Raw genomic sequence first — 15406 nt, 5'->3', positions numbered from 1 at the left:
TCACGCGGTTGCTCTGTCCCGCTGCGCTCGCCGAGCATGGCTATGCCGGTCTTCCTGACCGGCACCCTCCGGGCCGTCGCAAGCGACGTTGGCAGCGGCTCCTGCCGCTGCCTGCGGCGCTACCGATGCGTTGCCGGTAGTGACGGCCGCTGGCCGTCAATCCCTGCCGTCATTCCGCCAGGAACACCTGTCCATCGCGCACCTGCAGCGGCACCGCACGCAGCCGGTCACCTTTGCACGGTCCGGCCACGCATTCGCCACTGTCCAATGCAAACGAGGCGCCATGCGCGGCGCAGACCAGATGGCCTTCACGGCTTTTCAGGAACTGCCCCGGCGCCCAATCCAGGCGTCGGCCGGCATGCGGGCAGATGTTGAGGAAGCCGCGCACGCTGTCACCGTCACGATGGATCACCAGCGATTCCGCGTCACCTTCGATCAGCACCTCGGTCTCGGCGAAGCCGCCGTCGGCAACGGTTTCGAGGGCGATCAACGGCTGGTCGGTCATTTCTGACTCTACTTTAGGAAGAACTCCGATTGTCGCACGCCAATGTTTGTGGCTGGATGTCACATGAACGCAAGTCCTTGATCTGCAATGAACCGCCCTGCGAATTAACGATTTTTTCACTCAGTGGAAGAAGCATCCCAACGATACTGGTCGCTCGCTGATTTCAGCCAAGTGAGTTACCGATGATCAACCGCACCTTCCAGTTCGGCCAGTTCCGCACCCTGTTTGCGCCACGCAAGCCGCGTCATCCGTTGGTGCGCGTAGCGGTGGGTCTGCTCGGCGTCGCCATCCTGGGCGTGATGGTGTTCGTTGGTGTGTTCGTGGGTGCGGCGATGATCATGGCCGGCCTGGCCTGGAAGCTGCTGGCACAGCGCAAGACGCCCGCACGGGGGGTTGACGCCAACGTGGTGGAAGGCGAGTACCGCGTAGTGCGCAAGCCGGCGTTGCCAACGCACTGATCCGCTGGGTGGCAGGTGGTGGGTGACGACCGTTGGTCGTCACAGTGTCCAGTGCACACCGCTGCGCTCGCCGAGCATGGCTCGGCGCTACCGGCGCTACACTGCGACGACCTGATTGTTAGGACGTGCGCATGACCGATGTAATTCCTGCCCAGCCCATCCCCCGCATCCCGGTAGTGGGCGGTGGCACCTTCCCGGTGCACCGCATCTATTGCGTGGGCCGCAATTTCGCCGACCACGCCAAGGAAATGGGCGCGGGGGTGCCGGACGCAGCGGCACGCGGCAAGCCGATGTTCTTCAGCAAACCGGCCGATGCCATCGTGGTCGGCCACGATGATGTGATCCCCTACCCGCCTTCCACCCGCGACCTGCACCACGAGGTGGAACTGGTGGTGGCCATCGGCGTGGATGCACCCGAAGGCGTGCTGCCGGTCGAGCAGGCGCTGTCGTTGGTCTACGGCTATGCGGTCGGCCTGGACCTGACCCGCCGCGACCTGCAGGCCGCAGCCAAGCAGAAGGGCCATCCGTGGGATACCGCGAAGGGCTTCGATGCCTCCGCACCGATCAGCGAGATCGTGCACGCCGGTGAAGTGGGAGACCTGGCCGCACTCAACCTGTCACTGGAAATCAATGGCGAAGTGCGCCAGCAATCGCTGCTGGACCAGATGATCTGGACCGTGCCGGAGATCCTGCACGAGCTGTCCCAGCTATGGCAGCTGCGCGCCGGCGATCTGGTGTTCATGGGCACCCCGGCCGGCGTGGCCGCTTTGCAGCCGGGCGACCGTTTCAGTGCACGCCTGGAGAACGTCGGCGAGCGCCACGGCGTCATCGCGGGCTGACGTCAGCTGCGTTAGCCTTCAACGCGAACACCCCACTTTTCAGGAGGCCTCAATGGGATTCATCACTGAGTTCAAGGAATTCGCCACGCGTGGCAACGTCATCGACCTGGCCGTCGGTGTGGTCATCGGCGCTGCCTTCGGCAAGATCGTCACCGCGCTGGTGGAGAAAATCATCATGCCGCCGCTGGGGTGGGTGATCGGCCAAGTGGATTTTTCCGACCTGGTCTGGACACTGGCACCGGCACGCATCGCCGCCGATGGCGCGGAGATCCCTGCCGTAGTGATCGGCTACGGTGATTTCATCAATACCATCATCCAGTTCGTGATCGTGGCCTTCGCGATCTTCCTGGTGATCAAGGGCATCAATCGCCTGTCGAAGAAGAAAGAAGCCGCGCCGAAGGGCCCGAGCGAAGAAGTGCTGTTGCTGCGCGAAATCCGCGACAAGCTGTCCGGCCCGCAGGCCTGAGCGGCTACCGTCTACGACACCGGGGTCAGGTTCCTTTGCGCGGTAGAGGAACCTGACCCCTTTTGCATGTCCCCTTTGCGCCATCTGTCCGGTTCTGCTTATTTCCGATGGACATGACCTAGGGCCCATGACCCCGGCCATGACGCTGCTAAGCTCAGACGCTTATGCCCCCTGCCGGAGTCCTCTGCATGCGCCGCCGCGTTCTTGCCATCGCCTCTTCCCTTGCCCTGCTGGCCTCACCAGCGTTCGCCGCACCGCGCATCACGACCCTGCCCCCGGCGTCGCTGGACACCGCAGCCCAGCTGCGCGAGCAGGCATTGGCGGACGACACCGGCTGGAAGGTGGTGGAATCGCTGACCACTGAGGTCGGCCCCCGCATCGCGGGCAGTGAGGCCGATGCCCGTGCCGTGGCTTGGGCCGAAGCACGCTTCAAGGCATTGGGTTTCGACAAGGTCTGGAAGGAGCCGGTGACCTTCCCCAAGTGGGAGCGCCGTAGCGAACACGCCGCCGTGGTCGGCGCGCATGCCCAGCCGCTGGCGATCACCGCACTGGGCGGCAGCCCGGGCGGTAAGGTGCAGGCCGAAGTGGTGCGCTTTGCCGACCTGGCCGCGCTGCAGGCCGCACCGGCCGGTTCGTTGCAGGGCAAGATCGCCTTCGTCGATTACCAGATGCTGCCGTTCCGCGATGGCCGCGACTATGGGCGCGGCGGCGCGATCCGCAGCAAGGGGCCCTCCGAGGCGATCCGCAAGGGCGCCGTCGGTTTCCTGATGCGTTCGGCCGGCACCGATTCCCACCGCGTCCCACATACCGGTATCACCCGCTATGACGACGGGCTGACTCCGGTGCCGTCGGCCGCCTTGTCCGTGCCCGATGCCGACCAGCTGGCGCGCCTGGTCGCGCGCGGCACCACCACCGTGAGCCTGGCGCTGGATTGCGGGTGGGATGGCACGGCGACGTCCTACAACGTGATCGGCGAGATCACCGGACGCACGCTGCCCAAGGAAGTCGTGGTGATCGGCGGCCACCTGGATTCCTGGGACCTGGGCACCGGCGCCATCGACGATGCGGCCGGCGTGGGCATCACCATGGCGGCGGGGCACCTGATCGGGCAGTTGAAGCAGGCGCCCAAGCGCAGCATCCGGGTGGTCGCCTTCGCCAACGAGGAACAGGGTCTGTACGGCGGCAAGGCCTATGCCGAAGCGCACGCCAAAGACATCGTGCTGCACCAGGTGGCGGCCGAAAGCGACTTCGGCGCCGGCCGTATCTACGCCTTCAATACCGGATCACCGAACCCGGAAGGATCGCGCGAGGCGACCCGCCAGATCGCCGAGGTACTCAAGCCGCTGGGCATCGAGTACGTTGCCGACAAGGGCGGTCCGGGCCCGGACATCGGCCCGCTCGCTGCCAAGGGCGGCGCATGGGCATGGCTGGCGCAGGATGGGACGGATTACTTCAACCTGCATCACACCGCCGACGACACGCTGGACAAGATCGACCCGAAGGCGCTGGCGCAGAACGTAGCTGCCTATACCGTTTTCGCCTACCTGGCCGCCGATGCCGATGGAAGCTTCGGCAGCGAGGCCAAGGCGACCGTGCCCCCGGGCGAATAAGCGACCCGGGCCACGGACCACTGCGCCAGGGCGAACCCGGGCGCACGACGCCTAGCGCATCCCTGCGGTGATGCGCTGCCACAAGCTTGCCCCCTTGATGCCCAACCGATCAGGATCGAATACCGGGTCCATGCCCGCCTTGCGGCTGCTTTCATAGTCGCGCAGTGCCGCCAGTGCCGGCTTGTGCAGCAGCAGGATGGCGATGATGTTGAGCCAGCTCATCATGCCCACGCCGATGTCGCCCAGGGTCCAGGCAAGCGTTGCGCTGTTGATGGCCGAGTAAGCGGCCAGCGCCAGGAACAGCACGCGGAAGGCGTTGACGATCCACCCCGATGGTTTGTCGCGGCACAGGTAACTGACGTTGGTGTCGCCCATGTAGTACAGCGCCAGGATCGTGGTGAAGGCGAAGGGCAGGATAGCCAGCGCCACGAACGACTTGCCGAATCCGGGCAACGCCGATTCCACCGCGTGCTGCACGAATCGCGGCCCCGCTTCCATGCCCGGCAGGTTGTCCAGCACCATGCGCGCCTGGTCTGGCACGCCGTTCACCACCGGATCGTAGACGTTGTACATGCCGGTGGACAGGATCAGGAACGCCGTCGCGCTGCACACCACCATGGTGTCGATGTACACCGAAAACGCCTGTACCAGCCCCTGCTTGACCGGATGGGAGACCTCGGCCGCTGCCGCCGGGTGGGCGCCGCTGCCCATGCCCGCCTCGTTGGACAGTACGCCACGGCGCACGCCCCACTGGATCGCCACGCCGATCATCGCGCCGAAGGTCGCATCCAGGCCGAACGCGCTGCGCATGATCAGCAGGAGCACCTCCGGAATACGCTCGTAGCTCAGCAGCATCACCACCAGCGCTACCAGCAGGTAGGCGGTGGCCATCAGCGGCACGATCCATTGCGTCACCGCGGCGATGCGGCGCACCCCGCCGAAGATGATCAGTGCCAGCAGCAGCACCACGCCCACCGCGCTGGCCTGCGCCGGCAGGTCCCAGGCTTCATGCAATGCGCTGGCGATCGCATTGGACTGGGTACCGGCCAGCATCGCCGAGGCGGCGACGGTGCACAGCGCGAAGATCACAGCGTACCAACGCTGCCCCAGGCCTTTTTCCATGTAGTACGCCGGACCGCCGCGGTACTGGCCGCGTGCGTCGCGTTGCTTGTAGATCTGGGCGAGCGTGGATTCGACGAACGCGCTGGATGCGCCGAAGAATGCCACCACCCACATCCAGAAAATGGCGCCAGGCCCGCCAAAGGCGATGGCCATCGCGACACCGGCGATGTTACCCACCCCGACCCGGCTGGACAGCGAGATGTTCAGCGCCTGGAACGGGGACAGGCCGGATTCCGACGCGCGGTGCTTGAACATCAGCCGCAGCATTTCCGGCAAGGCACGCAGCTGGATGAAGCGCGTGCGAATACTGAAGTACAGGCCGCCCAGCAGGCACAGCGCGACCAGGTACGGACTCCAGACGATAGCGACGACGGCGCCAACGATCGACTCAATGTTCACGACTCAACTCCATGAGGCAGAGGGGGTGATGTCCACACTGCCCAGCGCAGGAAGCGCCAACAATCAGGAAAGCTGTGAAAGTCGCGCCGAAGCAGGGACGCACCCGTGGTGGGCATTGGCGTGATCGAAGCGGCCTGGATCAGTGGGATTCCCTACCCACCAATCAGATATCGAGCAGCATCAGCAGCCGGAATCCTGACCCTCCCGGCCCTTCCCGCACCGCGATGGAACCGCGTTGTCGCAACGCACAGCCTGCTGACGCGCACATTGCGAAACCCATCCTGAATCGACTGGGCCGGATGTTCCCCGCGACAGGCCCTTGAGCCGAGCATCGTCCTGCCAACTGCGGCCCCGCTGCCCGCCTTCCGGCGTAGTCCTGGCGCTTGTCGTTTCCCGCGATGAGGCGTCGGGCGTGATGCAGCAGCGATGCAACCAAGGAGCTGTCCTACGATGAACGCACGTCCCCTGCCCGTGGCCTCCACCGCCCTCCTGGACGTAGAGGCGCTGGAATGCGCAACGCCCAACGCCGCCGCCAACACCGCCGGACACGCGTTCATCCGCGCCTTGCACGTGCCGCTCGAAAACCTCCACATGCAGGAACAGGGGCTTCACCTGCACATGATCCAACTGGACAGTGCCGCGTGGGTGGGGCACGACATCGAACGTTGCGGCGTCGGCGCGGACTCCGCCCAGGCGACCCGTTCGGGCATGTATGCCGCCATCGCGCAGATCATCCATGCCACCCATTGGCAGACCTCGGAACTGCACGCCTGCAGGGTCGCGGACTATCTCCAACTGCCTGATGTTGAAGACGCCCTGAGCGACCTGGTACCGATCCTGGCCGAGCAACCGGAGCGCCGCATGGCCCTCATCGCTTTGCAGGAACTGGGCGGCGAACGCACCTTGCCGGTACCGGTGGTCCTGCTGCATCCGACCTTCCTGTGCGATGCCAGCACGGTCGTACACGCCAGCGCGTTGCACGACGATTTCGACTATCACCTGCTGCGTGCCTACGGCAGCACCCACAGCATCGCCGCCGGGCCCACGCAGGAGGAAGCGCTGCTGCTGGGGATGTTGGCCGCACAGGAGCGGATGGCGGCCGGCCTGTTCGCGGTACAAGGGCTTGCACTGCGCCAGCAACGCTACCTGCTCCAAGTGGACATGGCGACCCTGCCGCCGCCGATCCGAAGCCTGCTGGAGCTGGTCCGGCAACGCGAGGGCCACCCGGTGCACCTGTTCGACATCAGCGGCAGGGGTACGGTTCCGACCTATCTGGCCTGCGCGGAGACCTCGGCGAGGACCGCCTACCGGGTCACCGCAGGGGCAGGGTTCAGCTGCGAACACGCCGCCACGCGCGCGCTTCGTGGTCTGCTCAAAGCGCATGAGTTCACTGCCTGGTCCGGCGCCCGCCACCGTGGTGGCGCCACAGCGCCAGGGCTGCACCACCAGCAGGGACTGCTGGGCATGCAGCAAGGGCAGCAGCGCCCGTTCTGCGTCCAGAACATCCAGGAGATCCTGCGCAGGGGCGGCTTCCAGGAAGTGGCATTCGGCCGCACCAGGATCCCCATCGCGGGGTCGCTGGCAGGGCGGATCCAACACCTGCATGACAATTTCAGTGGTTGCGGCATGACGGTCTGGCTTGCACGTTATCCTTCGCCGCAGAGCGGCAGCGACGTGGCCTGCGTGCAGGTACTGCTGACGCCGTTCGATGCCGGCTTCCTGCTGCTCAACGGCGTGCCGGTGAGCATTTCACTGGCGTCACTGGACGCGGCGGCCAACGACGGCTGACGCGGGCACGCGAAAAAGAGCCCGGCCGTGGAGTCGGCCGGGCTGCCGCAGCGACCCATCCCACGCGACGGGCGGCATCCAGCGGATGCACCGGCCAACAACACCGCATCGGAGAGACAATGCGATGCCGCGCCTATAGCGTGCTATCCGCTTCGGCCGCCGGCCATGGGATGAAAGACAACCGCAGGGTCAGGCAATACGGGAACGCGCCCACTGGGCCAGCAACACGGCCGTTGCCGACGCCACATTGAGGCTTTCCACCGCCCCGCTGCCGGGAATCGAGACCTGCAGGTCACACGCCGCAGCCAAGGCCCGGTCCATGCCTTCAGCTTCGGCGCCCATCACGTAGACCAGTCGCTGCGGCAGGTCAGCGGCGAACACGTTGCTGCCCCCTTCGACCAGGGTGGCCGCGAGGCTGAAGCCGGCCTGGCGCAGCTGCGCCATCGCCTCTGCGGTGGCCGGCAGCTGCACCAGCGACACCGCTTCGGCACCGCCTTCGGCCACGCGCGCGGCAGCGCCGGAAATGCCCAGCGTGCTGCCCTCGGCCAGCAACAGGCCGCCGACACCGAAGTGCGCGGCCGAACGCAGGATCGCGCCCAGGTTGTGCGGATTGCCCACGCCGTCCAGCCACAGCGCCAGCACCGGGCCTTCGGGCAACTGCTGCAGCCACTGCGACAGCTCCAGCACCGGTGCGCGCTGCACATCGGCCACCACGCCTTCATGGTGGGTGGTGCCGGACAGCTTGTTCAGGTCCCCGTCTTCCACCACGCGGTAGCCGATCCGGTTGGCCACGCACCACTTCAGCAGCGGCTGCATGCGCGGGATCAGGCCTTCCAGCAGGTAGATCTTGCGGACCGCCTGCGGGCGCTGGTTGAAGGCAGCCAGCACGGCGTTGACGCCGAACAGGCGCAGTTCGTCACCATTTCCACGTGCCGCCGGCGCTGCCGGCGCATCGGCGCGCGGCAGCGGGGTGGCGCGCGGCGGGCGCGCGGACGGACGACGGTTGTTCCAGGGGTTGTTCACTTACGCTGCTTCCTGTTTCTTCTGCCAGAAATCGGCATTCTTGATGCCCAGTGCGACAGGGTCGAAGGTCGGGTCCAGGCCCAGCTTCTTCTGCCGCTCATAATCACGCAGGGCAATCATCGCAGGCTTCTGCACGATGAGGATGGCCACGATGTTCAGCCAGGCCATCAGGCCCACGCCGATATCGCCCAGCGCCCAGGCCAGCTGTGCGTTGTGCACGGCACCGAAGATCACCATGCCGATGATGCCCAGCCGCAGCACCAGCACCGTCAGCGGACGCTTGGCGTTGTTGTTGAGGTAGGTCAGGTTGGTCTCGGCCATGTAGTAATAGGCCATGATCGTGGTGAAGGCGAAGAAGAAGATCGCCACCGCCACGAAGGCGGCGCCGAACCCGGGGATGACGCTTTCCACGGCGGCCTGCGCGTAGCCGGCGCCTTCGGCGATGCCGGCAAGCCCCTGGAAGATGGGCGCCGCACCGGCTTCCGGCGAATAGACGTTGTAGGTGCCTGCCGCCAGGATCAGGAAGGCCGTCGAGGTGCACACCATCATGGTGTCGAAGTAGACCGCGAAGGCCTGCACGTAGCCCTGCTTGGCGGGATGGGAGACTTCCGAGGCGGCCGCGGCGTGCGGCCCGGTACCCTGGCCGGCTTCATTGGCATAGATGCCGCGCTTGACGCCCCACTCCACCGCCAGGCCCATCATCGCGCCGAACGCAGCATGGGTTCCGAACGCGCTGTCGAAGATGATGCCGAACATTTCCGGCACGCGCTCGGCATTGAGCACCATGATGGTGATGGCCATCAGGATGAAGCCGGCGGCCATGAACGGCACCACGATTTCAGCAAAGCTGGCGATGCGCTTGACGCCGCCGAAGATGACCACGCCCAGCAACAGAGCGACCACCACGCCGATGCCCAGCTTGAGCGCCTGTACCTGCTCCATGCCGAACATCTGGCCGTCCAAGGGGCCGCACAGGGCGCCGCCGCGGCAGGCATTGACGATGCTGTCAGCGATGGCATTGGCCTGCACACCCGGCATCAGGAAGCCGGCGGCGACGATCGTGGCCAGCGCGAAGGCCATCGCATACCACTTCAGGCCCATGGCCTTTTCGATGTAGTACGCCGGGCCACCGCGGTACCGACCTTCAGCGTCCTTGGTCTTGTAGATCTGCGCCAGCGTACATTCGATGTAGGACGTGGACGCGCCGAGGAAGCCCATCACCCACATCCAGAAGATCGCACCGGGACCGCCGAAGGCGATGGCGGTGGCCACGCCGGCGATGTTGCCGATGCCCATCCGGCCGGCCATCGACATGGCCAGTGCCTGGAACGAAGAAACGCCGGCATCGGATTTCTCACCGGCCACGGTAAGCCGGCACATTTCGAAGAAACCGCGGATCTGCATGAAACGGGTCCGGGCGCTGAAATACAGGCCGGCGGCAAGGCACATGAAGATCAGTGCCTTGCTCCAGATGATGCTGTTGATGAAATGTACGGCTGCTTCCACGCGCTCTCTCCAGTCGGCGGAACAAGGGACGTCCCGTCGGCTGAGGGGAACCGGTTGATTCTAGCTGGCGAACGCACGGTAGTGACGGCCGCTGGCCGTCAATGTCGATGAATGACGGCCAGCGCCCGTCACTACCTTCTGACGGCCAGCGGCCGTCACTACCGGCGGTCAGGCGTGGCCGCCCACCGATGGGGTGTCCTTCTCCTGCTTTTCCAGCTCGCGCGCCACCGCTTCAGGCGAACGCGTGAACGGGGCCAGCCTTGCATAGAACGCCGGCACCACGAACAGCGACAGGAACGTGGACAGGGTCACACCGAAGATGATCACCACGCCGATGGTGCCACGGCTGGCCGAACCCGGCCCGCCGGCGACCACCAGCGGGATCGCACCGACCACCGTGGCGATGGAGGTCATCAGGATCGGGCGCAGGCGCACGCGCGCCGATTCGATGATCGCCTCGCGTACCGTGCGTCCCTCATCGCGCAGCTGGTTGGCGAACTCCACGATCAGGATGCCGTTCTTGGCCGCCAGGCCCACCAGCATCACGATGCCGATCTGGCTGAACAGGTTCACCGTGCCACCGCTCACCCACAACCCCACCAGCGCACCGAGCACGCCCAGCGGCACGGTCAGCATGATGGTCAGCGGATGGATGAAGCTTTCAAACTGCGCGGCCAGCACCAGGTAGACCACCAGCAGGGCCATCGCGAAGGTCAGCAGCACCGCCCCACCGGAACTCTGGTACTCGCGCGATTCGCCCTTCCAGCTGATCTGCGCATGCTGCGGCAGCTCCTCACGGGTGACCCCCTGGGCCCAGGCGATGGCTTCGCCGAGCGGATAGCCCGGCGCAAGGCCAGCGCTGATGGTGATCGAGCGCAGGCGGTTGAACCGGTTCAGCGAACCCGCTTCAGCGACTTCGCTCAGGGTGACCAGATTGGACAGCGGGACCAGCTCACCGGAGCTGGAGCGCACCCGGATGGCGGCCAGGTCGGCCGGGGTGGCGCGCCCATCGCGGCCGGCCTGCACCAGCACGTCGTACTCTTCGCCGTTGTCGACGAAGGTGGTGACCCGGCGCGATCCCATCATGGTTTCCAGCGCCGAACCGACCGCCGTCACCGGTACGCCCAGGTCGGCCGCACGCTGGCGGTCGATGTTCACCCGCATCTGCGGGCGGGTTTCCTTGTAGTCCGAATCCACGCCGACCAGCCCGGGGTTGTCCGCCATGCGCAGCAGGACGCGGTCGCGCCACTGGGCGATCTCAGCATACTCCGGCCCGCCCAGTACGATCTGGAACGGCTGCCCGCCGCTGCGCACCAGGCCACCACCGACCTGCGTGCGCACGCGCACGCCACGCACGGCATCGAGGTCCTTCTGCAGTGCATCGGCCACTTCCGGGGTGGAGGTGGAGCGTTCGCGCCATGGCTGCAGGAACACGCTGATGCGGCCGGTGTGCATTTCCTCGCTGGACCCCCAGCCGCCCGGCACGCGTGGATTGGCGCGCACGATCGGGCGGTCTTCGCCCACATGCTTGGCAACGATCGCCTCCACTTCCTGCACCTGGCCGACCGTGTAGTCGAAGCCTGCGCCTTCAGGGCCATCGATCATGATCTGGAACGAGCCGCGGTCTTCGGCCGGCGCCAATTCGGACGGCAGGTGCTTGATCAGCAACCAGCTGGCAAACAGCGTGGCCACCATCACCAGCAGGTAGATCCAGGTACGGTCCACGTGGCGGTCCAGCACGCGGCCGTAGCCGCCGGCGAGTTTTTCCAGGTTGCGGTTGATCACCCCGTACAGGCCACGCGGGGCCTGGCCGGTGTGCGGCTTGAGCAGCTTGGAGGCCATCATCGGGGTCAGCGTCAGCGCCACGAACGCGGACAATGCCACGGCGGCCGCCAGCGCAACCGCCAGTTCGCGGAACAGTCGCCCGGTGTTGCCTTCCAGGAAGCCGACCGGCAGGAACACTGCCACCAGCACGGCGGTGGTGGCGATCACCGCGAAGGCCACCTGCGCGGTGCCGCGCTTGGACGCCACCAGCGGCGGTTCGCCCAGGTCGATGCGGCGCTGCACGTTTTCCACCACCACGATGGCATCGTCCACCACCAGCCCGATGCACAGCACCAGTGCCAGCAGGGTCAGCAGGTTGATCGAGAAATCGAAGGCGTACAGCGCGATGAAGGCCGCCACCAGGCACACCGGCACGGTGACCGCCGGAATCAGCGCGGCGCGGAAACTGCCCAGGAACAGCCAGATCACCACCAGCACCAACAGCATGGCTTCCACCAGCGTGGCGTAGACGCGGTCCACCGCCGCTTCGATGAAGGTGGTGTTGTCGAATGTCACCGCGATCTGCGTGCCCTGCGGCAGCGTTTCGGCAATACGGTCGGCCTGCGCGCGGGCCAGGCGGGTCACGTCCAGCGCGTTGGCGGTGGAGGTCTTGACGATGCCCAAGCCCACGCCGGGTTCGCCGTTGCTGCGGTAATAGGCACGGCGTTCTGCCGAAGCCAGCTCGATCTTGGCCACGTCGCCCATGCGCACCACGTAGCCATCGCTGCCCTTGCCCAGCGGGATGGTCGCGAAATCTTCCGGCTTCACGTAGTTGCGCTCCACGCGCAGGGTGAAGTCGCGGTCGGCCGACTCGATGCGGCCGGCCGGCAGTTCCACGTTTTCGTTGCGCAGCGCGGTTTCGACATCGCCGGTGGTCAGCCCACGTGCCGCCAGCTGGTCGCGGTCCAGCCAGATCCGCATCGCATAGCGCTGGCGGCCGCCGATGCGCACCTGCGATACACCGTCCAGGCTGGCGAAGCGGTCCACCACATAGCGTTCGGCGTAATCGCTCAAGGCCAGCGTGTCCATGGCGGAGGAGGACAGGTTGAACCAGATGATGGCCTCGTCATCGCTGTTGGCTTTTTCGATCTCCGGCGCGCGTGCCTCGTCGGGCATGCGGTCAGCCACGCCGCTGACCGCGTCGCGCACATCGTTGGCAGCCGCTTCGATATCGCGGTTGCTGGTGAACTCCAGGCTGATCTGCGCGCGGCCGTTGGTGCTGCGTGCGTTGATCATGTCGATGCCTTCGATGCCCGACAGGGAATCTTCCAGCACCTGGGTGACCCGGCTTTCGATCACCGCCGCCGATGCGCCGGGATAGTCCACCGATACCGACACCACCGGTGGATCGATGGCCGGCAGTTCGCGCAGCGTCAGCCGGGTGAACGACATGATGCCGAGCACGATCAGCAGCAGGCTCATCACCACGGCGAAGACCGGCCGCTGGATGGAAATGTTGGAGAGCTTCATCCGCCGTTACCGGCCGGTGCGACGGGCGCGTCCGAGGCCGGCGCTGCCGGCGGTGGCGGCAGTTTTTCCGGCGCCGGTGCATCCACTGGCGGTACCGGCCGCGCATCGACCTTCAGGCCCGCACGCAGCTTGCCGGTGCCGTCCACGATGATGCGCTCCCCGGCGTTGATGCCCTGCTTGAGTTCCACCACCCCGGCGCGGCGCGATCCGATCACCACGTCGGCGCGCTCCACCGTGCTGTCTGCCTTCAGCCGGTAGACATAAGAGTCCCTGCCCACCTGCACTACGGCGATCTCCGGCACCACCAGCGCCTGCCGCTCCGGGCGGTAGATGCGCACGTCCAGCAGCATGCCCGGACGCAGTGCGTGGTCGCCGTTGGCGAAGTCGGCGCGCACGGTGACCGCACGGGTGGACGGGTCGACGCGGGCATCGATGGTGGTTACTTCGCCTTCGAAGGTACGCCCCGGCCAGGCCACGCTGGTGGCTTCGACCTTGTTGCCGTTGGCCAGCGAAGACAGCTCCGCTTCCGGCACCTGGAAGTCCACGTGCATGCGCTGGATGTCGTCCAGCGTGGCGATCGCGGTGGTTGGGGTCACCAGCGATCCCGGGCTGACCTGGCGGATGCCCAGCACACCGGCAAACGGTGCCCGCACGCTGCGATCGCCGATCTCGGCCTGCATTTCCGCCACCCGCGCTTCGGCGGTATCGCGGATCGCCTTCTGGGTATCCAGGGTGGAACTGGCCACCAGCTGCTGCTGGGCCAGTTCACGCTGGCGCTTGTACAGCTGGTCGGCTTCGGCGAAGGTCGCCTGGGCCTGGGTCAGCGCTGCCTGCTGGGCGAGGCCGCGCAGGGTGACCAGCGGGGTGCCGGCAGCCACCTGCTGGCCACTTTCGAAGTGCACCTGCTCGATGATCTCGCTGACCTTGGCGGTGATGGTCACCGATTCACGTGCCTTGGCCGTGCCCAATGCCTGCAACGTATCGCTCCACGCGGCCGATTCCACGACCTGCGCGGTGACCGGCACATCGGCGCCCTGGCGGCGCGCCGCCTGCGGTTCGCCCTTGCAGCCGGCCAGCAACACCAGGGCCAGGCCAACGGCCGTGCCCATTGCGATACGTCCCACCATGAATAGTCCCGTCCTCTGCATGACCGGCGAGTGTAGGGGGCGCCATGCGAAGACCGTATGTGCCAAGCGTTTACTACCGCGGGACAGTCCGGCGATAGCGGCCGGAACCCTTTCCGTGCAAGGGCTTGCGCCGGGGTGTCATCGTGTATCGGGATGTGTCGGCGTCGACGGTCGCGACAGAGCGCGGCAGCGCCGACCCGCCTTCCCGGTAGCGCCGACCCATGGTCGGCGAGCGGAGCGGCGCCTTCGACCGCTCAGGACGTAATGGTCTGGGTCAACGATTCCCACGTAGGCGGCAGCGGCCAGTCCGCGGCCTGGTTGCCATCCAGTACCCGGCGCAGGTCGCGCGGGTCGATCTGCGGGGCGAGCACGTGCACCAGTTCCAGCGCGTAGTCGCGCAGGACGCGGTCACGCGGCAGCACCGCCCAGGCGATGCATTCGGCGATCGGCGCCGGCGCCACCCAGGCGCGCAGGTCGTGGTCGGCGGCACTGACCGCCATTTCAGCCAGCAGGCCCACGCCCACCCCGCTGCGCACGTAGGTCTTGATCAGGTCGGCATCCAGCGCGGTCAGCGCGATGTCCGGCTCCAGCCCGGATCCGGCGAAGGCCCGCTGCAGCGAAGACGCCGCACGCGTGGACGATTCGTAGCTGATCAACGGATGGGCGGCCAGCGCGGCCAGGTCCGGGGCGCGGCCGGCGCGGTCCAGCGGGTGACCCTTGGGTACCAGCACCAGACGGCGCCAGCGGTACAGCGGCACCGCGATCCCGGCACTCGGTTCGCCACCGGCAGTACTGATGATGGCAATGTCCGCATCGCCCTGGCTGAGCAGGTCCAGCGCGTCGCTTTCAGCGGCCTGCTGCAGGTGCACGCTCACCTGCGGATAGGCCTGCTTGATCCGTGCCACCGCCGGCGGCAGCACGAATCGTGCCTGCGTGTGGGTCGTGGTCAGCACCAGCTGGCCCTGGCTCTCGCGCCGCTGGTTGGCGGCGTAAGTGCGGATGTTGTTGGCTTCGGCGAGCACCGCGCGGGAGCGGCTGATCACTTCCACCCCGGCCGGAGTGACTGATTCCAGGCTGCGGCCGCGCCGCACGAACAGCAGGAAGCCCAGTTCATCCTCCAGCTGCTTGAGCTGCTTGGACAGTCCGGGTTGGGTGGCATGCACGCGCGAGGCGGCGAGCGTGATGTTCAGCTCGGCGTCGGCGATGGCGACCAGATAGCGGAGCTGGGTCAGCGTCATGGCAGGCGGCTCGGTAGGGAAAACCACTGTA

12 protein-coding genes are annotated in these 15406 nt (G+C 66.5%); 5 read left to right on the top strand and 7 right to left on the bottom strand.

Annotation, left to right across the window (positions count from 1 at the left end):
• Positions 1-169: 169 nt before the first annotated feature.
• Positions 170-505 (bottom strand): Rieske (2Fe-2S) protein, encoded by a 336-nt coding sequence (locus tag IFT63_RS01460; protein WP_042614607.1) that lies wholly within the window; start codon positions 503-505, stop codon positions 170-172.
• 182 nt (positions 506-687) lie between these two features.
• Between IFT63_RS01460 and IFT63_RS01455 the strand changes: the two genes are divergently transcribed.
• From IFT63_RS01455 to IFT63_RS01440, 4 genes are all read left to right on the top strand, one after another.
• A complete protein-coding gene (locus IFT63_RS01455) occupies positions 688-963 on the top strand; it encodes a hypothetical protein (RefSeq protein WP_042614606.1) in 276 nt (91 codons plus the stop codon).
• A 131-nt stretch (positions 964-1094) separates the two neighbouring features.
• Positions 1095-1802 (top strand): fumarylacetoacetate hydrolase family protein, encoded by a 708-nt coding sequence (locus tag IFT63_RS01450; protein ID WP_192083039.1) that lies wholly within the window; start codon positions 1095-1097, stop codon positions 1800-1802.
• A 52-nt stretch (positions 1803-1854) separates the two neighbouring features.
• On the top strand, positions 1855-2268 hold the full coding sequence (gene mscL, locus IFT63_RS01445; RefSeq protein ID WP_192083038.1) for a large-conductance mechanosensitive channel protein MscL: 414 nt from the start codon (positions 1855-1857) through the stop codon (positions 2266-2268).
• A gap of 188 nt (positions 2269-2456) precedes the next feature.
• Complete coding sequence (locus IFT63_RS01440) at positions 2457-3878, top strand: M28 family peptidase (protein WP_192083037.1); 1422 nt, start codon at positions 2457-2459, stop codon at positions 3876-3878.
• Positions 3879-3929: 51 nt separating this feature from the next.
• Here the strand turns inward: IFT63_RS01440 and IFT63_RS01435 are convergent, their stop codons facing one another.
• A complete protein-coding gene (locus IFT63_RS01435) occupies positions 3930-5399 on the bottom strand; it encodes an amino acid carrier protein (RefSeq protein ID WP_192083036.1) in 1470 nt (489 codons plus the stop codon).
• A gap of 450 nt (positions 5400-5849) precedes the next feature.
• Here IFT63_RS01435 and IFT63_RS01430 point away from each other — a divergent pair, with 450 nt between their 5' ends.
• Positions 5850-7187: a YcaO-like family protein gene (locus tag IFT63_RS01430; protein WP_192083035.1), complete on the top strand. Its 1338-nt coding sequence runs from the start codon at positions 5850-5852 to the stop codon at positions 7185-7187.
• Positions 7188-7376: 189 nt separating this feature from the next.
• Here the strand turns inward: IFT63_RS01430 and IFT63_RS01425 are convergent, their stop codons facing one another.
• The 5 genes from IFT63_RS01425 to IFT63_RS01405 all read right to left on the bottom strand — a co-directional run bounded on the left by IFT63_RS01425 (position 7377) and on the right by IFT63_RS01405 (position 15375).
• The gene (locus IFT63_RS01425; protein WP_197974260.1) at positions 7377-8153 is read right to left on the bottom strand and encodes a TrmH family RNA methyltransferase; all 777 of its coding nucleotides are present in this window, start codon (positions 8151-8153) and stop codon (positions 7377-7379) included.
• A 57-nt stretch (positions 8154-8210) separates the two neighbouring features.
• Positions 8211-9716, bottom strand: a complete 1506-nt coding sequence (locus IFT63_RS01420; protein ID WP_042614599.1) for an alanine/glycine:cation symporter family protein — start codon at positions 9714-9716, stop codon at positions 8211-8213.
• 168 nt (positions 9717-9884) lie between these two features.
• Positions 9885-13010, bottom strand: coding sequence for an efflux RND transporter permease subunit (locus tag IFT63_RS01415; protein ID WP_192083031.1), 3126 nt, complete (start codon positions 13008-13010; stop codon positions 9885-9887).
• Positions 13007-14137, bottom strand: a complete 1131-nt coding sequence (locus IFT63_RS01410) for an efflux RND transporter periplasmic adaptor subunit (RefSeq protein WP_080335210.1) — start codon at positions 14135-14137, stop codon at positions 13007-13009. The genes IFT63_RS01415 and IFT63_RS01410 overlap by 4 nt, the downstream gene beginning before the upstream one ends.
• Positions 14138-14391: 254 nt before the next feature.
• Complete coding sequence (locus IFT63_RS01405) at positions 14392-15375, bottom strand: LysR family transcriptional regulator (RefSeq protein ID WP_042614597.1); 984 nt, start codon at positions 15373-15375, stop codon at positions 14392-14394.
• Between the last annotated feature and the right edge of the window lie 31 nt (positions 15376-15406).

It is taken from the genome of Stenotrophomonas sp. CFBP 13724 (assembly GCF_014841975.1).
Taxonomy (GTDB): Bacteria; Pseudomonadota; Gammaproteobacteria; order Xanthomonadales; family Xanthomonadaceae; genus Stenotrophomonas; species Stenotrophomonas lacuserhaii.
This window is presented reverse-complemented; position numbering and strand designations above follow the sequence as displayed.

Coding starts and splice junctions, on each gene's coding strand:
- IFT63_RS01460 (WP_042614607.1), bottom strand. CDS start 505: ATGACCGACCAGCCGTTGATCGCCCTCGAAACCGTTGCCGACGGCGGC.
- IFT63_RS01455 (WP_042614606.1), top strand. CDS start 688: ATGATCAACCGCACCTTCCAGTTCGGCCAGTTCCGCACCCTGTTTGCG.
- IFT63_RS01450 (WP_192083039.1), top strand. CDS start 1,095: ATGACCGATGTAATTCCTGCCCAGCCCATCCCCCGCATCCCGGTAGTG.
- mscL (WP_192083038.1), top strand. CDS start 1,855: ATGGGATTCATCACTGAGTTCAAGGAATTCGCCACGCGTGGCAACGTC.
- IFT63_RS01440 (WP_192083037.1), top strand. CDS start 2,457: ATGCGCCGCCGCGTTCTTGCCATCGCCTCTTCCCTTGCCCTGCTGGCC.
- IFT63_RS01430 (WP_192083035.1), top strand. CDS start 5,850: ATGAACGCACGTCCCCTGCCCGTGGCCTCCACCGCCCTCCTGGACGTA.
- IFT63_RS01415 (WP_192083031.1), bottom strand. CDS start 13,010: ATGAAGCTCTCCAACATTTCCATCCAGCGGCCGGTCTTCGCCGTGGTG.
- IFT63_RS01410 (WP_080335210.1), bottom strand. CDS start 14,137: ATGGTGGGACGTATCGCAATGGGCACGGCCGTTGGCCTGGCCCTGGTG.
- IFT63_RS01405 (WP_042614597.1), bottom strand. CDS start 15,375: ATGACGCTGACCCAGCTCCGCTATCTGGTCGCCATCGCCGACGCCGAG.